This is a genomic window from Ekhidna sp., from assembly GCF_040220215.1.
Taxonomy (GTDB): Bacteria; Bacteroidota; Bacteroidia; order Cytophagales; family Cyclobacteriaceae; genus Ekhidna.
Window position 1 is genome coordinate 181,868 of sequence record NZ_JAVJTR010000020.1, and the last position, 22,061, is coordinate 203,928.

Annotated in this window: 17 protein-coding genes; 12 read left to right on the forward strand and 5 right to left on the reverse strand. The window is 39.4% G+C overall.

All coding sequences use genetic code 11. The features are described from left to right. Positions 1-210, forward strand: coding sequence for an RNA-binding S4 domain-containing protein (locus tag RIC88_RS14560; RefSeq protein WP_350218288.1), 210 nt, complete (start codon positions 1-3; stop codon positions 208-210). Here the strand turns inward: RIC88_RS14560 and RIC88_RS14565 are convergent. After that, complete coding sequence (locus RIC88_RS14565; protein WP_350218289.1) at positions 200-565, reverse strand: VOC family protein; 366 nt, start codon at positions 563-565, stop codon at positions 200-202. The two genes, RIC88_RS14560 and RIC88_RS14565, sit on opposite strands and share 11 nt — an antisense overlap. A 52-nt stretch (positions 566-617) precedes the next feature. On the opposite strand from RIC88_RS14565, the gene RIC88_RS14570 reads away from it, so the two are divergent. Continuing rightward, the gene (locus RIC88_RS14570; protein ID WP_350218290.1) at positions 618-1,247 is read left to right on the forward strand and encodes a 2OG-Fe(II) oxygenase; all 630 of its coding nucleotides are present in this window, start codon (positions 618-620) and stop codon (positions 1,245-1,247) included. 196 nt (positions 1,248-1,443) lie between these two features. Here RIC88_RS14570 and RIC88_RS14575 read toward each other — a convergent pair whose 3' ends face one another. Beyond that, the gene (locus tag RIC88_RS14575; RefSeq protein WP_350218291.1) at positions 1,444-3,948 is read right to left on the reverse strand and encodes a DUF7151 family protein; all 2,505 of its coding nucleotides are present in this window, start codon (positions 3,946-3,948) and stop codon (positions 1,444-1,446) included. A 217-nt stretch (positions 3,949-4,165) separates the two neighbouring features. On the opposite strand from RIC88_RS14575, the gene RIC88_RS14580 reads away from it, so the two are divergent. Further along, complete coding sequence (locus RIC88_RS14580; RefSeq protein WP_350218292.1) at positions 4,166-6,616, forward strand: ABC transporter permease; 2,451 nt, start codon at positions 4,166-4,168, stop codon at positions 6,614-6,616. Here RIC88_RS14580 and RIC88_RS14585 read toward each other — a convergent pair whose 3' ends face one another. Further along, positions 6,617-7,066 carry a peroxiredoxin gene (locus RIC88_RS14585; protein WP_350218293.1) on the reverse strand — a complete coding sequence of 150 codons (450 nt, stop codon included), beginning with the start codon at positions 7,064-7,066 and terminating at the stop codon, positions 6,617-6,619. Next, positions 7,056-9,251: an efflux RND transporter permease subunit gene (locus tag RIC88_RS14590; protein ID WP_350218294.1), complete on the reverse strand. Its 2,196-nt coding sequence runs from the start codon at positions 9,249-9,251 to the stop codon at positions 7,056-7,058. Before RIC88_RS14590 ends, RIC88_RS14585 begins: the two co-directional genes overlap by 11 nt. 106 nt (positions 9,252-9,357) lie before the next feature. Between RIC88_RS14590 and RIC88_RS14595 the strand changes: the two genes are divergently transcribed. The 9 genes from RIC88_RS14595 to RIC88_RS14635 all read left to right on the forward strand — a co-directional run bounded on the left by RIC88_RS14595 (position 9,358) and on the right by RIC88_RS14635 (position 21,477). Then, complete coding sequence (locus RIC88_RS14595; RefSeq protein ID WP_350218295.1) at positions 9,358-10,152, forward strand: thymidylate synthase; 795 nt, start codon at positions 9,358-9,360, stop codon at positions 10,150-10,152. Positions 10,153-10,192: 40 nt separating this feature from the next. Next, positions 10,193-10,870, forward strand: coding sequence for an L-serine ammonia-lyase, iron-sulfur-dependent subunit beta (sdaAB, locus tag RIC88_RS14600; RefSeq protein WP_350218296.1), 678 nt, complete (start codon positions 10,193-10,195; stop codon positions 10,868-10,870). A 90-nt stretch (positions 10,871-10,960) separates the two neighbouring features. Continuing rightward, positions 10,961-12,394 (forward strand): TolC family protein, encoded by a 1,434-nt coding sequence (locus RIC88_RS14605; protein ID WP_350218297.1) that lies wholly within the window; start codon positions 10,961-10,963, stop codon positions 12,392-12,394. A 32-nt stretch (positions 12,395-12,426) separates the two neighbouring features. After that, positions 12,427-13,782, forward strand: a complete 1,356-nt coding sequence (locus RIC88_RS14610) for an efflux RND transporter periplasmic adaptor subunit (protein ID WP_350218298.1) — start codon at positions 12,427-12,429, stop codon at positions 13,780-13,782. A 110-nt stretch (positions 13,783-13,892) separates the two neighbouring features. Then, the gene (locus RIC88_RS14615; protein ID WP_350218299.1) at positions 13,893-14,414 is read left to right on the forward strand and encodes a lipocalin family protein; all 522 of its coding nucleotides are present in this window, start codon (positions 13,893-13,895) and stop codon (positions 14,412-14,414) included. 17 nt (positions 14,415-14,431) lie between these two features. After that, positions 14,432-17,737, forward strand: a complete 3,306-nt coding sequence (locus tag RIC88_RS14620; RefSeq protein ID WP_350218300.1) for a SusC/RagA family TonB-linked outer membrane protein — start codon at positions 14,432-14,434, stop codon at positions 17,735-17,737. Next, positions 17,737-19,209 carry a RagB/SusD family nutrient uptake outer membrane protein gene (locus tag RIC88_RS14625; protein WP_350218301.1) on the forward strand — a complete coding sequence of 491 codons (1,473 nt, stop codon included), beginning with the start codon at positions 17,737-17,739 and terminating at the stop codon, positions 19,207-19,209. The genes RIC88_RS14620 and RIC88_RS14625 overlap by 1 nt, the downstream gene beginning before the upstream one ends. 7 nt (positions 19,210-19,216) lie before the next feature. Continuing rightward, entirely contained in the window at positions 19,217-20,092 is an 876-nt protein-coding gene (locus RIC88_RS14630; RefSeq protein ID WP_350218302.1) for a substrate import-associated zinc metallohydrolase lipoprotein, read from the forward strand. Continuing rightward, positions 20,089-21,477 carry a DUF4302 domain-containing protein gene (locus RIC88_RS14635; RefSeq protein WP_350218303.1) on the forward strand — a complete coding sequence of 463 codons (1,389 nt, stop codon included), beginning with the start codon at positions 20,089-20,091 and terminating at the stop codon, positions 21,475-21,477. Before RIC88_RS14630 ends, RIC88_RS14635 begins: the two co-directional genes overlap by 4 nt. Here the strand turns inward: RIC88_RS14635 and RIC88_RS14640 are convergent, their stop codons facing one another. Beyond that, the gene (locus RIC88_RS14640) at positions 21,478-22,038 is read right to left on the reverse strand and encodes a hypothetical protein (protein ID WP_350218304.1); all 561 of its coding nucleotides are present in this window, start codon (positions 22,036-22,038) and stop codon (positions 21,478-21,480) included. Positions 22,039-22,061: the final 23 nt, after the last annotated feature.

Below are 22,061 nucleotides of genomic sequence, written 5' to 3' on the forward strand. Positions count from 1 at the left end.
ATGCAAACATTCGAACTGGAAGGACACGACTTTATAGAGTTGAATAAACTATTGAAAATCATGCAGTTAGTTGGCTCAGGAGGGGAGGCCAAGCAATTTATTGATGAAGGGTTGGTTCAGGTAAATGGAACCATAGAAAAGCAGCGTAGAAAGAAACTGCGTAAGGGAGATAAGATCCTGTTCGAAGGACAAGAAGTGATTATTGGTTAAATTCCCCCAGGTGCCATAGCACACCCGATGGATCGTATACAAACCCTTCCCGACCCCAATCGAAGGAAGTGGGCTCAACCAATTTTACCCCCTCATATTTCTTATGTAGATTTTTTGCTTTTAACACTTCCCAATAGCTGGAAAGGTCAGATACCTCTAGAAATATCATGGAGTTGTTCACCCAGTCTTTTGAATAATGGTCTTGTAAGTAAAAACCAAATTTATCAATTGAGAAGTAAGACATTTTAGGAGAGGTGATAGATTCATTAAATCCCCATTCTCGGTAGAAGCTTCGAGAAAGCTCATAATTCTTAGCGCCAATGAAAGTTCTGATTGATTCTATAGCCGGCTTCATACTGGTTGGTGATTAGTGGTGTTTGTGTAATTTCGCTCACTTTTTCGCAATTGTGAACTTTTTTCCAGAAGAAAAGTGGATTGACTGGGTTGATCAGCTTTCAGAAAATGATTATGTCGTTATTGACAATTTTCTTTCACCTGAATTATACCAGGTGGTTAGGAAGTTCTTGTTGCAGAGGCTTGAGGAGGATGAATTCAAGCGTGCAGGTCTTGGATCGGTGTTTAATAATCAGCTGGATACTTCCATCAGAGGAGACTTTACCTATTGGTTGGATAAGGACAGAGATATCACATTGTCGCCTGCATTTGAGTTAATCGAAGAAATCAAATTCACATTGAATCGATTCTGTTTTCTTAGTTTATCCGGGTATGAATTCCATTTAGCCCATTATCCTGCAGGTACCTTTTACAAACGTCATGTGGATCAGTTTCAGGATCGCAGCAACCGGATGATATCTGTGATTATATACCTCAATGAAGGATGGAAACATGGAGATGGGGGAGAGCTTAAAATCTACAAAGATGAGGAAGAACTACTTATAGATCCAATTGCTGGCAGATGTGTGATGTTCAAAAGTGCGGATGTACCTCACGAAGTAATGAAAACGAATGTAGGTCGCTATAGTCTCACGGGCTGGATGCTATATCAGCCGAGTGGTGTGGGGTATTTGTTGGGGTGATGTCCCTTTCATACTCACAGTATATGCTGTCTCTGTTTTTCAGAAGTTCAACCTTAAATTGACCATTCCTTTAAAGCCCCAACACTTTCAAAATGGTTCCCAACAAAAGCAATTAAGAAAACATCAGACATCTACAATGAAAAAGCCCCTTCCATATTTTGGTTGGGGCTTTTTGCTTAGCGACTAGGTTAGGTTACTAATCACGTTTTCTTCTTTTTAGAGGATCAAGTTTATCCTTATAAGTCAGGCTATTCCATCTGGCTTTGTATTCTTTATCTGACAGGGATGTTGTTCGTCCTTTAATACCAGTCTTAACTTTAATATATAGTGTTGGCCTAAAGTATTTATCGTCTGGATAATCACTACTATAAAAGTCAATCTCATAATTAACACGATCCAGCATCACCACGACCATGCCCTTGTTGGTATCTTCATTAGTAGCCCATGAGGTAATCTCGGTTCTATTCAGAAGGAAGGGTACGGTTCCATTAAAGTAAAAACCTTTTGGAAGTCGATACATGTCAGAGAATTCATTTGCTCCTTTGGATTCTGTTTCTGCTGCTCCGGGACTCATCCATGGATCATTACCATTTGATGTAACCCAATCAGCGTTGTTGTCTTCTACCAGAGGAGCATCACTGGTAAGCGTTTTTACGCCAACCCAGTTTTCACTATTTGGAGGGCTACCTTTTTCTGATGGAACTGCCGCTCTTAGGTAAAGAATTGCTTCGACAACCTCAAATGAAGATCCTTCAACTTCATTATTTATGATGTCCATGATTTTAGGAAAATATAGAATGGAATGTGTGCTATCATTTTCTACTGAGCTATTAACACTTAAAAGGGATCCATACTCATTGTTACCTCTATTATCAATAGAAACATCTATTGCATCTGCATAGGTATTAAATCCATTCGAAAAATAGAATTCAAAGATATTGTCAGAGTTGCCATCCGAACCGTCATTCCCGTTACAAACATGGACGGTTGCAAGAATAACATCGCCACCATCAACAATATCTCCATCATTGTTCATGTCATAACCAAATCTCAGTCTTCTACCTCCTGCTGTTCCACAACTTGCAGATGCTGTATTTTCAACAAATACACTTTGTCCGTCACTGCCATCACTACCATTAGAACCATCAGCACCATTACAAACATAATAGGTGCCTACTTCCTCACCCGTGTCGATGGAATTATTACCATTAAGATCCAAACCAACTTGGAATTCCAAACCACCATTTGCACAGTTAGCTCCAGGATTTTCAGTCGACGTACTAATTATTGTATTAGCTCCGTCGTTCCCATCATTTCCATTAGACCCGTTTAAGCCATTGCAGACACTATAGCTGGTAAGAATTTGATCTCCACCATCCGCAAGATCTCCATCGTTGTTGTTGTCGTAACCAAACGTTAGGGTTGTTCCTCCGTTTGAGCATGCTGCTCCGGCTGGAGCAGAGGTAACTATCACACTTTTACCATCAGCTCCATCGCTTCCGTTAGAACCATTTTGACCATTGCACACATATATGGGGCTTCCATACTCTTCACCTGAATCAAATATCTGATTACCATTGGCATCCAAGCCAAGTTCAATTTTCACTCCTCCATTGGCACAGTTCGTTCCGTCTGGTTCAGTTGTGGTTCGAATAAAAGTGCTAATACCGTCAGCCCCATCTGAACCATTTGATCCATCAGCACCATCCAAGCCATTGCACACAAAATAAGTGTAGTCTACTTCTTCATTTTGAAGTGTACCATCCTGCGTCACATCATCCATGCCGATTTCAATCTTTAATCCGCCATTTGCACAATTAACTCCCGCAGACTCAGTTGTCACTCTGGTTATACTGGAAGTGCCATTTGAACCATCATTTCCATCAGTGCCATCCGAACCATTGCACACATATGCTGTGGCGTCTACTTCGGCCGCATCCAATACATTATCATTATTATCATCAATTCCTACTACGATTAAAAGGCCTCCGTTTGTGCAGTTTTCGCCACTGCCTTCTGATGTGACATTAATCAGGGTGCTTAGACCATCAGATCCATTCGACCCATTAGTACCGTCAATTCCATTGCAGAGTTCGTAACTTGCATTTATTTCACCATTATCTAGTTCGCCGTTATCGTTATCATCCAATCCTACCTCAATGGTTAGGCCTCCATTGGCGCATGAGGTACTGTTAGATACTCTAATCAAACTGGTGAGACCATTTGCACCATTTTCTCCACCGTCAGCTCCATCACTTCCATTACATACATAGAAGGTGCTCTGCACCTCATTGTCATCCAAAGAGTTGTTGCTATTTGTATCTGATCCAATTTCAACAAGGGTGCCTCCCGATTCGCAATTGTTACCAGGATTTTCAGGTGACGTTCTTGCAACTAAAGAAGTACCATTTTGTCCATTGGATCCATCGTTTCCATCTCCTCCATTGCAGACGAAGCTAACAGATGATATTTCAGATTCATCCAACGTTCCGTTTTCATTGGAATCCTGTCCCACAGAGATTCGTACACCCCCTGAGGAACAATTATCTCCGGCAGGTTCGTCCCGAACATCCACCAATGCATTGAAACCATTTAATCCATCCACACCATTGGTAGGCTCTGTAGGTTCTTCGTTGCATGCTATAAGGATTATTAAAAAGAATAAAAGGAAGGTTGATTGTCTAAGGGTGAGTTTAAACATGGTAGTGAGTTTTAAATTTGACGTAATATAAAATATAAAAATATGATGAAAAAATATAATTTTAAGGTAATTGCTGATTCATTTCGACGAACACCCTTTTGTTCACTATTGAACGATGTTTATTCTCTTGCTATCTCTTAAGACGTTGGTTTTTAATTGATTAACAATTCTGGCATCTTTTATGTCTTACGTGAGACTGAAAACCTAATGTAAATACATGCTTACCTCTTTTAAATTATTCTTTCGGTCACTCAGACGAAACAAACTTTTCTCATCCATCAATATTTTAGGACTGACAGTCGGGTTTTTCTCGTCCATTCTGATTTATCTGTATGTGCAAAATGAGCTGAGTTATGACACCTTCCATGAGAAAGGTGATCAGATATATCGAATCAATCAGACTTTTATCTGGGGTGAGGATAACCCCAATCAATTTTCTAGTACCGGTCCGGGTGTAGGTTATGCTATTAATCAGGAAATACCAGAAGCAAAAGAAGTCGTAAGAATTCATACGCCTGAGTTGATGCCCATCCGATTTAAAGATGGCGATGAAGAAAAATTTTTTAATAAAGAATATGTATTAGCTGCAGATTCAAACTTTTTTGAGGTTTTTACTTTTCCATTACTTAAGGGAGATTTGTCAACGGCCCTCGACCATCCATTCTCAATAGTTCTTACTGAAGAGGTTGCGAAACGATTTTTTGGTGATGAAGAACCAATGGGGAAACTAGTAGATTTGGGTGGTGGACCAATAAGGAATACTTATAAGGTCACAGGTGTTGTAAAAGAGACAAATACTAATTCATATATAGACTTTGATATTCTCATTTCGCTCAGTAGTATCGATCGCATAAAAAGAAGTAATTGGAGTTGGATGTGGACGACTTTCGAAACTTTCATTTTATTAGAAAAGTCTGCCAATCCGAAAGCAGTCCAGGCTAAGCTCAACGAGCTTCCTGCCAAGCATGCCATCCAGACACTGGAAGTAATGGGCTATACGTATGATGAATACATTGCGGCGGGGAAAGAATGGAATTTATATATGCAGCCTTTTCAGGATGTCTATTTACACTCGTCCGGAATATATAATCGATTAAATCAGGTTGGAGATATTAAGGTAGTGGCTGCATTGATTGGATCGGCGATTTTCCTTTTGATTCTATCTTGCATCAATTTTATTAACCTAAGTACCGCACAGTTTACAAACAAGGCACAGGGAGTTGCTTTAAGGAAAGTTTTGGGAGGTAGCAAAGCTTCTTTCATTCGAAGGTATTTTGGTGAATCTTTAGCCTATTGCATTATTTCGGCCACCATTGCTATGGTTAGCCTTTTCTATGCTATTCCTTATATTAATCAATCGATAGGCACCTCACTTTCTTTTTCGCTAATCGACCCAATTCTGGCCGTCTTTGTAGTTCTGTTAATCATGATTGTGAGCGTTGTTTCCGGGCTTTATCCATTCTTGTTTTTCAATTCATTCAAACCAATTTCGGCAATGAAAGGAGAGATGAGATCAGGCAAGAAAGGCCTTAAATTGAGAAATGGAATGTTGGTTACTCAATATGTACTTTCTTTTCTTTTGATCATATGCACAATCACGATCTACAAGCAGCTGAATCACTTTATGAATGTAGATCTTGGCTTTGAAAAGACTAACTTGTTGTCAATTGAAAACGCGCATTGGACCGGGTCGCAAGTAGAGTTTGCAAATGAGTTATCAAAACTGGATGGTGTTGTAGGTACGGCTGTTTGTGATGCTACACCTCTATTAGCCTTCAATGGAGATCAATTCATTCCGGATAAACCGGAAGGCGGGTCTTTACCTTTGAATTATGTACTTGGTGATGAAAATTACATTGATCTATTAAAAATAAAGATGGCTGTAGGTCGTGGATTTGATAAATCCTACTCCGATGATGTAAATGGAATTGTCATTAACGAAACAGCTGCTCATACGATAGGATGGAAGATTGATGAATCTATTCTGAACAGGAAGATTACCAATTGGAGTGGCACTTATCATATCATAGGTGTAGCGAAAGATTTCAATTTCTCATCTCTTCACTCGCCAATCGAACCATTTGCAATTTTTCATTCCAAATCAAATGCGCAGGGAAAACGTCCACTGACACAGGTCATGGTAAAAACAAATACCACAAATACTGATTTTGAAAAATTGAAGGTTGAAATTGAAAATAAATGGCAGGAATTTGTTCCGGGGAAACCTTATGATCATGTGGTGCTAAGTGATTTCTTTGAAAACTCTTATCAAACAGAGCAAAGGTTTGGTAGTGTGCTTTCATTCTTTGCCATACTCACTATAATCATTGCCTCGCTTGGCCTTTTTGGAATTGTGGTTTTCTCTGTGGAGCAAAAGTTAAAGGAGATTGGTGTTCGGAAAGTTTTAGGAGCATCAGTAAATAGCATTGTATTTCTCTTTTCAAAGAGCTACGTGAAGCTTCTTTTGATTGCGTTTTGTGTGGCGGCACCACTTGGCTATTATTTCATGAACATCTGGCTAAGTGATTTTGAATATCACATAAGTATTTCACCTGACATCTTTCTTTTGTCTTTAGGGCTATTATTATTTATTTCATTAGCCATTGCTATTATTCAAACAACAAAAGCCTCATTAATGAATCCTTCTGAGGTCTTGAAAGATGAGTGATTAAAGTGAATTGATTATGCTTAGGGTTTCTTCGATATGCTTGTCAGCATTAAAGTCAGCTCTGAAGACATGAACCACTTTTCCGGATTTGTCAAAAACAAATGTTACTCTGGCGGGTATCAGTCCAAAGAATAAGGAAGGAATCTTAAATGCTTTGAGCGCTTCTTTTTTAGAATCACTCAAAAGAATGAATGGCAGTTTTCGGTTATTTACTACTTTCTTGTGGGATTCAGAGCTGTCCTGACTTATGCCAATGACCTCAGCGCCAGCTTCTTTAAACTGCTCATAATTATCTCTAAAACCACAAGCTTGGGCAGTGCAAACTCTGGTATTGTTTTTTGGATAAAAGTAAATGACAAGTGGCCTGCCTTTAAAATCATTGAGTGAAATAAGATTGCCATCTTGATTTACAAGTGATATTTCAGGAAGAGAATCTCCTTTATTTAGCATTTTTCTTAAACGTGATGAGAAGTAATGGCAACAAACTCAAGTCGATGATTAACGCGATCACCAGAGAAAGGCTAACAAATAAGCCTAGGTAAAAAGTTGCGCCGAAATTTGAAAAGAGATAAAGCGCAAACCCGGCGGTCATTATGATAGAAGTGATAAGCATAGCACTGCCGGCATGTTTAAATGTTTTTTCTATTCGCTTATGTGCATTTTCTTCCTTGTCTTTTAAGTAGTAACTCATCATATGAATCGTATCATCAACGGCTATTCCGAATGCGATTGTAAAGATGATTGAAGTGGTCATTTTGAGCGAAATGCCAAGCCATCCTAAAATTCCTGCTACCATTATCAGTGGAATCAAGTTTGGGATTAAGCTTATAATCATCAGCTTCCATGAGCGAAAATAAATCCCAAGGATAACCCCTATAACCCCAATTGCTGTTAGTAAGCCCTTCAGCAAATTGATGGATAGCAATTCATGACTTTTATCAATGAGATAGGTAGTTCCCGTGATTCGGTAGCTTATGATATTCCTATCAATATGCTGATCAAGATATTGAATCAATTTCTGATTTCGTTGGTCAGTTTCGTGTGAACCAAGTTCAGGAAAGAAACCAATTAAGCGTCCCGTTTTACCGTCCTCCGTTACCAGTTTGTCCAGTCGTTTCGGATCAATTCGATTTTTAAGTCTTCGAATTTGCAAATACGTTCTTTCACTATCCGGATATCTATAATTTTCATTTAAACCTCCATTATTTGCCATATTCAGGTACTTGACGATGGTTGCCGGGGATTGCACTTTAGCTATGGGATATTCATTAAGTAAGTATTCCTCAATTTTCACAATTTCGTCCATCACCTTTTTATCCCAGATAGCAAGAGAAGTATCCGCTACCTCTACTCTTACTTCATAGGGCTTGGAGCCACCGAGCTGTTCATCTGCATATTCAAAATCCTGACGGACTTGTGAATCTTTCGGTAAATCATCCAGTAGGAAAGAGTTGATTTTAAGCTTTGTTATTCCGGGGATAACCAGAAGCATTACAATTGAACAAGCTAGAACCACAATTTTCTTATGCCTGATTAAAAAGCCTAACCAACTATTTGGTACTTCAATGATCCGTTGATTAGTAGAATAGGTGGTCACGGATGCCATCAGCAGACCGAAAGTGAATGTGATAATGAATGCAATCAGTATCCCTGCAGCTGCAAAAAGTCCAAGTAATTGAACTGGCTCTGTATTGATCCAAAGTAAGCTTAAAAAGCCAATGGCGGTGGTAACTGAAGTTAGCAAAGTTGGAATCCAGACGATCTCAAGTGCCTTTTTTATTTTCTCTTTCTTACCATGTCCACTGGATTTTTTCAATGCATTCATGAGGTGCACTGCGTCAGACATGGATACAAAAAACAGGATGGGAGGTAGCAATGAGCTTAACAGATTGATTTTGTACTCCAGCATGCCCATTAATCCAAAAAGCCAGACAATTGAAAGGAGGCTTATTAGAAAAGGAAGGAGAGCAGATTTAAAGTTCTTAAATATGAGAAGAAGTAATCCAAAGCTTAGAATCAATGAGCCGATGAGGAATTTACCAAAATCGTTTTGGATGTAAGAAATGAACACCCCCGCAGCACTCAGTTTGCCTACCAAACGAATACTCGGAATCTCGTAAATCTCGCCCTTTAACTGAATGGCTTCTAATATTCGCTCACTTCGCTTTTGGTCGTTAAAATGAGCATGATTTAGATAGATACTCAGTGCTTTTCTGTTCTTACTAAAAGCAGCTTTATAAAATGGATTTCCAAAAATTCTTAAACTATCCTGCTCTAAGTGATACTCAGTTGGATTGTCCGTATGCATTAATGGAAAAATCACCAGACCTGTCGGTGACTTTATGACGTGCTGTAATGATAAAGGCGAATAGACGTTTTTGACATCAGGAATGTTGATCAGCGATTTTTCAAACTTGGCAGCATTTTTTAAAAATGATTCATTGAAAATTCCATTCTCATTTTCGATAATGATGTGGAGATAGTCATTATCGTATCCAAACTGTTCTACGTGCTCCTGATACGCCCGACTATCTGGGTGATTATTTGGAAAGAATTTCTCAAATTCGAAATCAAAAGTGACATATTGCAGATTCCAGCCAAAAACGGCAGTAATCACTACCAGTAAGCTGGTCATTATCACCTTTCCCTTTAGGGTAATTAACCGCTCGACATATTTATCTAATCGTGGGTTCAGTGTTTGTTCGTTTAAAAGTTAATTTTGTTACCAAACTACGAACAGAATGCAACAATACCTGAACCTAATGCAACATATCCTGGACAATGGCTCTGAGAAGGGCGATCGTACCGGGACTGGAACAAAAAGTGTATTCGGGTATCAGATGCGTTTCGATTTAAGCAAAGGTTTTCCATGTGTTACGACCAAGAAACTGCATCTAAGATCAATTATCCATGAATTGCTTTGGTTTCTTCAAGGCGATCAAAACATCAAGTATTTAAAAGAAAATGGTGTTTCAATCTGGGATGAATGGGCAGATGAAGAGGGGAATCTCGGACCGGTATATGGTGTGCAGTGGAGAAGTTGGGAAACACCGGATGGACGTAAAATTGATCAGATCAAAAAGTTGATTGAGGGCATCAAAAATAACCCCAATAGCCGTAGGCATATTGTAAGCGCTTGGAATGTGGCTGACGTTGATGATATGGCATTACCGCCTTGTCATACACTCTTCCAGTTTTATGTCGCAGATGGGAAGCTCAGCTGCCAACTCTACCAGCGGAGTGCTGACGTGTTTTTGGGCGTTCCTTTCAATATTGCTTCATATGCGTTGTTTACGATGATGGTAGCACAAGTTTGTGATCTGGAGCCGGGAGATTTTGTGCACACTTTTGGTGATGCTCACCTGTACAACAATCATTTAGAACAAACAGAATTACAACTTTCAAGAGAGCCACGCCAGCTTCCTACAATGAAAATCAATCCTGATGTTAAAGATATTTTCGGATTTAAGTTTGAAGATTTTGAACTTTTAAATTATGATCCGCATCCACACATAAAAGGTGCCGTTGCGGTGTAACATTTTTAAACTCAAAGTAGTCAACTAATCAGTTAGTCACATGGCAGAAAGCAGTGGAATATTCGATATGATTGGTCCGGTAATGATTGGCCCATCCAGCTCACATACGGCTGGTGTTGTTCGTATTGGTCGAGTAACAAATAAGTTATTGGGAGGGGTGCCTGATCATGCGGACATTATCTTCTATAATTCCTTTGCTAGAACCTTTGAAGGACATGGGAGTAACCGTGCGATTCTGGCAGGATTGATGGATTACCGAACTGATGATAAAAGGATAAAGGATGCCTTGAGTTTATCAGAGAAAGTAGGTTTGTCATATAAATTTAGATCGATTGGAAGTGCTTCAACCTTTCATCCAAACTCGGTGAGAGTTACCGCAAAAAAAGGAGGCGATAGTGTAGAAATTCTCGGTGAAAGCAGAGGAGGTGGTGTCATCAGGATTAAAGAGGTGAATGGGTTTGATTCGAACTTTACTGCAAGTCTTCACACGTTGATTATAGAAGCAGACGATGTGAAGGGAAGCATCGCATTCTTTACTGAGGTATTATCTCAGGACGAATGTAACATCGCCACCATGACAGTGTCTCGGAAAGGAAGAAACGATTTAGCGTGCCTGATTCTGGAAATGGACTCAGGAATAGATGATATAACACTAGAATATTTAAAGAAGAGGAAGTGGGTGCATAAAGTCATCTACATACCGGACATTGATAAATAATATGAAATGAGCTTGAAGATGAATTCGAAGTTTTAAACCAACTTGAATTCAAGCGAATTCCATTTAGCCTTTTAAAAGCAATAATTATAAATGAAAAAATTTGGACTAATTACTTTGCTGATTTTATTCGTTTTTGCGGGAATCAGTCAGGAAAAACGTGTGCTATCGCTGGAAGAATGCATAGAGATAGCGGTTAAAAATAACCTGAATGTAAAGCGTAGTGAACTTAACCTACAAACTGCCGAGGTGAACCTATTGCAATCTCAGGCAGGTAGGTATCCAACGCTAAATGCAAATGGAAACTATGGTTACAACTGGGGTCGAGGAATTGATCCAACAACAAACCAATTTATCGATCAACGGATCAATTTTAATAGCGTGGGAGTTTCCACCAATATACCTGTAATTCAAGGGTTACAGGTAACTAACAGCATAAGGCAAGGTAAGTTAAATACACAGGCCTCAAGAAAAGATCTGGAAAAAGCGGAAAATGACATTTCATTGAACACTGCAAACTTTTACCTAAATGTCATTTTCAATAAGGAACTACTCGATAATGCTCAATTCCAGCTTGAATCGAGCCAACAGCAACTTGATCGCACAAAAAAGCTTGTTGCCTCTGGCGCATTACCACTTTCTAATGAACTGCAACTTGAAAGTCAAGTTGCTACTAACGAGGTGAACCTTATTAATGCCCAAAATAATCTGGACTTAGCTGTATTAGCACTAAAGCAAGCTCTTTTACTTCCACCGGGTCAGGAAATTGATGTAGTGATTCCAGATATCACAATAGATCAGGCGGAAATTGAAAATAGTAGCATCATGAATCTTTATAACCAGGCGCTTTTAAATATGCCTGAGATTCAAAGTGCCCAGCTAAGAGTGGAAAGCAGCCAAGTTGGTGTGGAAGTTGCAAAAGGTGGAATGTATCCTTCTTTAAGTATTTCCGGAAGAATGGACACTAGATATTCTGATGCATCGCAGCAATTTGTTCCGACCTCTGATCCAGTTACAGTTCAGGTGCCCACTGACCTTGTTACAGAAAACGGTGATGATATCTTCTTACAACAGGAAATTGCCGATGGCAATTTTGAAACAACATCATTATCTACACAATATGATAACAACTTTAGTAGAAGTTTATCATTGAATTTGAACATTCCAATCTTCAATGGATTTAATACAAGAAGCCAAGTTCAACGATCTAAAATCACATTACAGCAGGCTGAGATAAATGAAAGAGAGCAGCAAAATATTTTATACCAGACGATCGAGTCTTCCTATAGAAATGCAGTAGCTGCTGCAAAAACCTACTCTGCATCTCAAAAACAGGTAGCTTCATTGGAAGAGACCTTTAGAGCAGTAGAAAATCAATACAACAACGGTGCAGCAAACTTTACAGATTATCAGGTTGCATCAAATAATTTATTTCAGGCAAGAACAGATTTATCGAGAGCGAAATATGATTTCGTATTCAAACAAAAAGTGCTGGAATTCTACCAGGGTAAACCATTAACATTCTAAAAACCGTTCACCAAATATTTATCTAAAACATCATGGCAAAGAAGAAAAAATCAAGCAATAAAATTTTATACATCCTCGGTGGTGTAGTGGTGGTATTAATACTATTCGCTATAATCGGTAAGTCTCAGGGATGGGTGGGACAGAAAAAGAAAATTGAAGTAGAAGTAGCCAAGGCAGAGAAAAATACAATCATCGAAAAAGTGAGTGCTTCAGGTCAGGTTCAGCCTGTAGTTGAAGTGCAATTAAGCCCGGAAGTTTCAGGTGAAATCATTGAAATGCAGATTGAGGAGGGTGATTCGGTTAGCAAGGGTGATTTTCTCTTGAGAATCAGGCCGGATAACTTCCAGTCAGCGTTGGAACGAGCTCGCGCTAGCCTTAATCAGCAGGAGGCCAACCTGGCACAAGCAAGATCAGCACAAGCGCGATCACAAGCAAACTATGAACGTGCAAAACAAGACTTTACTCGTCAGAAAAGCCTTTATGAGCAAAAAGTGATCTCGCAAGCAGATTATCAATTGGCTGAGGCCAATTTTAAAATAGCTGAGCAAGACTTAGAATCAGCAAGACAAAGTGTAATTGCTGGTGAATATATTGTTAAAAGCTCTCAGGCTACTGTGCGCGAGGCTCAGGAAAACCTCCGACTAACAACCTTAAGAGCTCCAATGAGTGGAATCGTTTCCAAACTTCCGGTTGAGCTAGGAGAGACAGTGCTTGGTACATCTCAGTTTCAGGGAACCGAGGTAATGCGAATCGCTGATTTGTCTAAAATGGAAGTGAAGGTTGATGTCAATGAGAACGATATTATTCGAATTAATGTAGGTGATACGGCCATTATAGATGTGGATTCATATTCTTTTAAAGAAAAAACTTTCAAAGGGGTTGTTACGCATATTGCTAATACGGCAAACGATAAAATATCCGCTGATGCTGTTACAGAGTTTGAAGTTCGCATTCAAATTTTGAATAGCTCATATAGCGACCTGGTGAAAGAAGAAGGTATTAGATACCCATTCCGACCGGGTATGACCGCAAGCGTTGATATCATCACTGAGGTTAAGAAAAACATTTTAACCGTTCCTCTTGCATCTGTTACCACTCGATCTGAAAAGGATAATGAGGATGAAGGTGATGATGATTCTACCACCGAAGCTTTAATTGACGAAGAAGTTGATGAGGTAGTCTTTGTTGTGAAGGATGGTGTAGCTGTACTTACTAAAGTAGAAACTGGTATTAGTGATTTTGACCGGATCGAAATTGTGTCAGGCCTTGAAGAGGGAACAGAGGTTATTTCGGGTCCTTTCCTTGCTGTATCGAAAAGATTGAAAGATGGCGATGATGTGGAAGCTAAGAAAGAAGGCAAGGATAAAAAGGAATCTAGCTCAGAATAAGTAAGAAATGTCATGGACTAAGTAAGGGATTTTTCATTTTGTGTTGCTTCTAGGTTAGAACAGAAGAATATTTAAATAACATGGTTATTCTGTTCATTAACATTTAAAATATGAAAAATCTAATATGTCTATTAGCAGCATCTATTGTGATTCTGTCTTGTGGGAAAGATGACGGTCCGGTCATTACACATGAGATGGGGACCTGGGAATTGGATAGTTATATCTTAACCAATGTGCCAGAAGGATTTAAATTAAGAAATGAAGGGCAAATTCTTGCAGTTAATGAGATTTCTTTTGGTGGTGGCGTGACAATTGAATCATATGAATTAACTCTAAATTCTAACAAGACTTATAAGCGTAGTATTGGTGTTACAGGTCCCGATATAAAGGATGATGGAACCTGGGAGCTTGAAGACGATGTGTTGACATTAACACCGGAAGATGAAGATGAGCAGGAGTATAGAATTGAGGAAAATGACAATGATCAATTATGGTGGAGTGTAGAGTCCCAATTTTTACTACTCCATGATACAGTAACTGCAGACTATTATAATTCTCTCGATAATGAGGGGAAAAGTGAATTGTTTACTGCTGTCAGCATTGATTTAGTCTACGCATTCGAAAGACAATAAAGAACCGAGTAAGTGCAATGAGGAGCATATCCCTTTTCCTTACTTTTCTGTTTTTGTCGATCTCTGCTTTCTCACAGCAAACCATCATTGGACAAGTAAAAGATTCGGATGGAACAGCATTAATAGGAGCAACAGTTTTTAATGAAAATACCGAAGAAGGTACCATCACAGACATTGATGGGAACTTCTCAATCATTGCAAACAGGGGAGATGTTCTGATTGTCCGTATGTTGGGGATGAAGACCCAGCGAATAACAGTAGGGCAGCAATCCTTCGTTGCAGTCACTCTTGAAGAAGATATTCTTGTTACAGATGAAGTCATCATAACGGGGTTTCAGGAAGTTGATAGAAAGCTATTCACCGGAGCTTCAGAAAGTCTTAAGATGGATGATATACGTCCGCAAGGCATGGTAGATGCTAGTCGTGTTTTGGAAGGCCAGGTGGCTGGTGTGAACGTGGATAATGTTTCCGGAACATTTGGTACATCAGCAAGAATCCGAATCAGGGGCAATGCATCCATCAATGGCAACAATCAGCCTTTATTTGTTGTGGATGGAGTGATTCTTGAGGATCTTTCCAATATAGATGCCGATGACCTCATTTCAGGAAATTCCAATACACTTGTAAGTTCATCTATTGCCAACCTTAACCCGAATGATATAGAATCCTTTCAGGTATTGAAGGATGCTTCAGCAACGGCGATATACGGTGCTCGTGCAGCAAATGGAGTCATTGTGATTACCACGAAGAAAGGAAGAAGCGGTCAATTAAGAGTTAATTACAATGCTAACTTTTCGGTAAAACTAAGACCAACCTACAATCAATTCGATCTGCTCAATTCGGCTGAAGAGCTATCTGTTTATCGTGAACTAAGCAGAAAAGGCATTGTGGATATCAGCACTTCTGTTAGAGCCAGGAATTATGGCTCCCTAGGAAAAATGTATACGCTCATTGCCAATCATGAGCTAGAATGGGGACCTGGAGGTACGCTCAATGAGGCATTTTTAAATCAATACGAAAATGCGAATACGGATTGGTTTGATGTTCTCTTTAGAGATTTTGGCCTTCAGCAACAACACTCTTTGAGCTTTACCGCGGGTAATGAAAAGTCTAATAGTTATTATTCAATTAGCTATCTGGATGATCAGGGACAAACCATTGCTGATCAGGTGAAGAGGTTTACCGGAACCGCCAGGAATACTTATTTCATATCTGATCAATTCATCTTTGGATTAAAGCTGGGCGCAAGCTACCGTGATCAAACAGCTCCCGGAACTCGAAACAGAGAACTAGATCCAATTACCGGACAGTTTAATAGAGACTTTGACATAAATCCCTACAGTTTTAGTCTCAACACCGCCAGATCTATCCGGCCTTTTGACAATTCAGGAAGAAGGGAGTTTTTCAGAAGAAATTTTGCGCCTTTTAATATTCTACACGAGCTGGAAAACAACTTCATAGACATCCGGGTTTTAGATGTGTCCGCCCAAACAGATTTTGAGTTTACTCCACGTGATAACATTTCACTCAAAGGTGTACTTCAGGTTAGGTATGCAAACACAGAGCGTGATCATACAATAACGGAGAACTCAAATCAAGCTGAGGCATTCAGGGCCAATGGAACTCAGTTTATTCAGCAAGCAAATAACTTATTATATAATGATCCTAATAATCCGGGATTGAATCCGGTTGTAGTACTTCCACAGGGTGGTTTTAAATATCTGGATAGAAGTGATCTGTTAAACTTTTTCAGTCGTGTAAGTGGTGACTGGTCTAAAACAATAAATGAAATACATGAAGTAAACGTGCTGGCGGGGCAGGAGCTACGGCTGACAAACCGAACAGAGTCCTCAGCCACAGGACTTGGAGTAATCTATGAAAGTGGCGGGGTAGTAGTCACTGACCCGAATATCATAGAATTCTTCAATCTTCAGAATATTGATTATTTCAGTTTAGATCAGGAAAAGGACAGGTTTATTGGTTGGTTTTTAAATGGTGGTTACGCATATAAATCAAAGTATGTAGCCAACTTCACTTTTCGTTATGATGGTTCTAACCAACTGGGAAAAAGTCAGGAAGCGCGATACCTACCTACCTGGAATGTAAGTGGAGCCTGGAATGTGTATAATGAGTCATTCATGAGTCAGCTTACAGTTATTTCTGATTTACGTGTGAGAGGTACCTATGGAGTTTCTGGAAATCTACCTCCTCAGGCTAGCTCCAGACTCAACCTGCAATCAGATGTAACCATTCGACCAACCGATGTAGAACCTTATCTATTTATAGCCGATCTAACTAATTCGGATTTAACATGGGAAAAGCTAAAGGAGCTGAATGTTGGCTTGGATTTCGGACTTCTCAATAGGAAAATCGACGTAAGCTTTGACTATTACATCCGAAACTCATTTGATCTAATTGGGATCGTACAGACCAGCGGAATAGGCGGACAGGGGCTAAAGGTTGGCAACTTTGCTGACATGGAGATCATTGGGTATGAGTTTTCCATCAACACCACTAATTATGAGCGCAACGACTTTAACTGGCGATCAAATATTAATATGGGCTATAGTCGTGACAGGATTACCAAACTTGATTTTGGTCCTCGTTTCGTAGACGCTGTTGGGCAAAATGGAGCTGCAGTCTTAGGGAGACCAAGAAGGTCCTTGTATTCTGCCAATTTTGCGGGGCTAAATGAGGAAGGTGTCCCAACATTTATCAATGCAGAGGGCGAAAGAGTACTTCAATTTGATTTGCAAGGGAGAGAGGGCATTGAGGATGCACTTGTTTTTGAAGGTTCGACTGAACCTCGGGCTTCAGGTGGCTTTTCTAATATAGTGAGCTACAAAGGGTTGAGCTTGAATGTCCTGCTTTCTTTTAAATGGGGGTATAAAATCAGATTAAACGATGCTTTCTTTGAAACATATACTGATTTTGATGCATTGCCAGGACAGCTTGTAGATCGATGGGCCGTTCCAGGGGACGAAGATCTGACAGATATACCCACAATTGTTGACCGGAATGTGGCACAATCCGATGGTAGTGTTGTATTGGCTTATAGGCTTTATAACAAAAGTACAGAGCGGGTGGCAAGTGGAGATTATGTCAGACTTAAAACTGTCAGACTGAGCTATCAACTACCTCGCTCATTCATTAATAAAATTGGATTTTCAAGTGCTAACGTTTCGGTAGAAGCACAAAATTTAGCGCTACTTTATTCTGATAGAGAAAACTTAAGAGGACAAGATCCTGAATTCTTCAGTACCGGGGGAGTTTCACTTCCTCAGCCTAAGTTGCTCACCTTTTCATTAAATGTTGGATTTTGATGCAAAAGATTAAAACCATATTGAACTTTAGGGTTTTGATACCAGCACTGATTATGCTGAGTTCTTGCAATACCTTTTTAGATGAAGATCCTGATAATAGAGTGACACTTGATAACCTGGAGAAGGCTTCACAATTGCTCGTAAATGCATACTCTATTGCCAGTCCCAATTTCACCGAGTGGATGAGTGATAATGTACAGTTTACTCAGGGTACTAACAAAAGACTCAGTCATCAACAAATGTACACCTGGGAGGATGTTACAACAGGACCTACCGAACAGGACACTCCTGATTTTTTTTGGTTTCAGACATACGCCGCTATTTCACATGCCAATGAAGTTTTAGCAATTTTGGATGAACTTCCTGTCGAAGATGGCGAAGATCGGGCTAGAAAAGACGCATTGGAGGCTGAAGCATTGCTTACCAGAGCTTATGGGCATTTCATGTTGGTAAACATGTTTGGCTTGCATTTTGGGGAATCCGGTGATGGCATCCCATACATAAAAACACCTGAAACAACTTTTCTGAAGACCTATGAACGAAGGTCTGTCAGGAGGGTGTACGATGACATTGAGGAAGACTTATTAGATGGCCTGGAAAAGGTTGATGATAGTTTTTACAATAACTCAGGTAAATATCATTTTAATAGAAATGCTGCACTTGCATTCGCCTCACGTTTTTATCTCTTTAAACGCGATTTCATAAGATGCAAGGAATACAGCGATGCATTATTAGGGTCTAATCCGGGGGCATTTGTTCGGGATCTCACTTCTCAGGATTTTCAGTTAGCAAGTTCCTCAGTTACAGAATACCCTCGTTTGTACACTTCGCCGGAGTTGGCAGCCAACCTTATGCTAATGCGAAAAATATCCTTAACTCAACGTCCGGATTTTGCCTATGGACCTGAATCGAATTTTTATAGCTCATTGTTTGGCGCCTCGATTTTTGGAGGGTTAACGGACGAAAGAGAGAATCCGGCTTTTGTAAAGGGGTTAAATGCTGTATTTCCGGCCCGGTATGAAAGTTTGTTTGAGAGAAGTAGTCTCAACTCTTCAGTTGGTTTCCCATACTACATTCATATCGCATTTACAGGCGAGGAAGTATTGCTAAATAGGGCAGAGGCGAATGCTTTTCTCGGAAATTTGAGCCAGTCAATAGCTGATCTACAGGTTTTAAGTGAAAAAAGATTTAGTGGCGGAACGCCAACAATAACTTTAGAAGACTTAAGGTCATTTTATGGTAGTTCTGATGATGTAAACAATGTTCTTTCCTACATCATTTTTCTGGAAAGGAGAAAGGAATTTATTATTCAGGGTATGAGGTGGTTTGATTTGAAAAGATATTTTATACCTGTTGTTCATGATTTAGAAGATGGTTCTACCGTTACATTACAAGGGGATGACCTTAGAAAGGCTTTACAGATTCCTAAGTCTGCCATTGATGTAGGTGGTCTGGAACCAAATCCAAGATAATGCTATGATGAGACGACATACATATCAAGCCAAATTTTTAAGGATAGGTGTACTTGCTTTGATCATGGTAGGATGCTATCCTAGTGAAGAATTGAATGTACCCGTTAACGATCCTGATATTGATTTAAGTTCAGATTTAGATGAGTATATAGATGTAAACTTCACTCAGGAATATGGCATGGCTATCCGTTACAAGTTTGTAGATAATTATGTTCAACCCGGTCAGCGCGTTTCTCCACCACGACTTGAAGTAGTTAGACCAATGCTGGATTTTATAGAAGAGTATTGGATCAACCCATATAAGGAGGTTGAAAATGGTGAGAATTTCTTTAGAGCCCATGTTCCAGCTGAAATTATTTTTTTAGGAGGTTTGATTTACAATAACGACGGAACCGTAACCCTTGGCACTGCGGATGCCGGTGCGCAAATTACGTTTACAAATGTCAATGCGATTGATGTTAATGATGAAGATTGGAGAGCCCTTCAGCTACAGACTGTATATCATGAATTTGCACATACGGTTCATCAGCGCTATAAACTTCCTAATGCATTTGAGACAATTGCTCCGGAAGGATACACGGGTCCAGGCTCCTGGTTTGTTTTAAATAATGAAGAAGCACTCCAAAGAGGATTTGTCTCTCCATACTCAACAAGCTCGCCAAACGAAGATTTTGCAGAAACCGTCTCCTTTTATCTTTTTGATCCGGACTTTCACGACAATTTCATCACTCAGGAAACCAATTGTGAAACAGATGATTGTGTCAGTAGGAATGAGGGAAAGCAAAAAATTGCAGATAAGCTCTCCTCAATTATTGATCATTATGAGAACGCGACAGGTGTCAAGATGGAAGACTTAAGGAATGCAATTCAAAGTAGACTATGAAAGCGAAGAATTACATATGGCTTTCTGTTCTTTTAATATCACTTGGGTGCTCGAATGATGACGGTGCAAAGTTGCCATCAGTAGAGGATCGGGTTAACGAAGCAGTAGAGGAGTTGCGGGAATCATTGGTGGCGCCAGCCAATGGCTGGAGACTGGATTACAGGCCGACAAGTCAGACAGGGACATATCTAATTCTACTTGATTTCAATGTTGACGGAACTGTTAGGCTACAGTCAGATGTAACTTCAAATAATGGAGAATTTAGAGATCAGGTGATCGCTTATCGAATTGATAGCTCGCAAGGTATAGAGCTGATAATGGAAACCTATAGTGTATTCCATTATTTATTTGAGTTGCAACAAGCTTCATTTGGCGGTGAGTTTGAATTCATATTTGAAGGAGAGGAAGGAGACAATCTGAACTTTAAAAGTAAAACTGATGCCGGGTCTGATGTAACCAATTTACTTTTCATACCTGCCACTCCTTCGGATAGTGATCTAATTTCTACAGCGTCACCAATGACCTTAAGTCAGGGGCATTTTCAATCTGAAAATCTAGGAGGAATTGGATCATTCGGAATATTCAATTTTCATCTGCAAGATCAGGATTTTACACTTTCTGCTACATTCGATTTACAAAGAAGAAAAATCAAATTTTTGGGAATAGCAGATGGTGCAGATATGCCTGCAGTTATTGGCAGTAATAATATTCTTGAAATAGGAGTTGAAAGGAATTTCAGCTTTCAAAATGAGAAGATCATTCTGGATCAGTCAATCAACGTATCCTTCAGCGGAAATACTTTTGAAATACAAGGGATACCTGTTGGAGAGGGTTCGTGGTTTCAGGAGAGCTTTTGCACCGGTCAGCAGGATTCGGTTACCCGATTTAGTGCAACAGGTACAGATTTAGGATCTTTTGATGCAAGTAGTTCTCTATTCCAGGTGGCTAACAGTTTCAATGCTTCCGCGGATGATGTCTATGCAATTAATCATATCTTTTTATACGATGAAGATGATAATTCTATTTCAAGCCAAATAGAGGATGTATTCCCTGATGTAGTAGCATTCCAATGGTATCAAGCCGTTGAAATTGCTGACAGTGTTTTTAATGGCGTAGGGTTTGTGACGGTTGATGAGTTTAATAATGTTGAATTTTTCCTTCGAGGATTTGATTTTACACAAAGTGGAAACTATCTGCAGATTACATTCAATGGAAAAGATTTAATTACAGAAGACAATCCTATACAAGCTCAACTTGATGGCTTAGATGAATTAACAGATCAGCTTTTTTCTGGTGGAGAAATCTATGTGATAGAATTGCTCAATATCGAAGGACTATTTGAATTTTATAATCCCTGTAATAAGCATAAGGGGTTTCTTTTTTAATTATTCCATTTCCATCGCACTTTCAACTGCATCAGTTATTTCTTGCATCTTTTGCTTTGTGTACCTGCCTGAAGTTGAATATACGATTTTTCCTTTTGGATCAATCACATAGAAATATGGAACGTCATTTCCGTCAAAATTGAGTGCATCCTTATATTCCTTAATCGTACCCTTATAAAACAATACATTTGGCTGAAGTCTCAAATCAATGGTCTTTTTTAGGTTGTTCATCACTTTCTTATATGCCGGCCTTTTTGCTCCTGTGAACATGGGAACCAGGTAAGCATGTACGTCAAACGAAAAATCAAAAGGCCCAGGGTTTGGATTTTTATAGATAAACTGGTTGTAGATAGGCTCAAACCATCCCTTTAAATCATCCTCTGCTTTCTTAGAGTACGCTAGGCCAATCAAGCTGTGTTTTCCGCTGATGTCCGCAGGTAGGTTTACGAATTCATTGGTCAAAGATTCAGCTTCCATTTTGGGAAATTGATTTCCTACTTGAGCTTTTAGCATGACAGTAAGAAAGATTAGCGAAGCTGAGTAAAGCAATATCTTTTTCATGAGGTTACATTTTGTATGTTTAA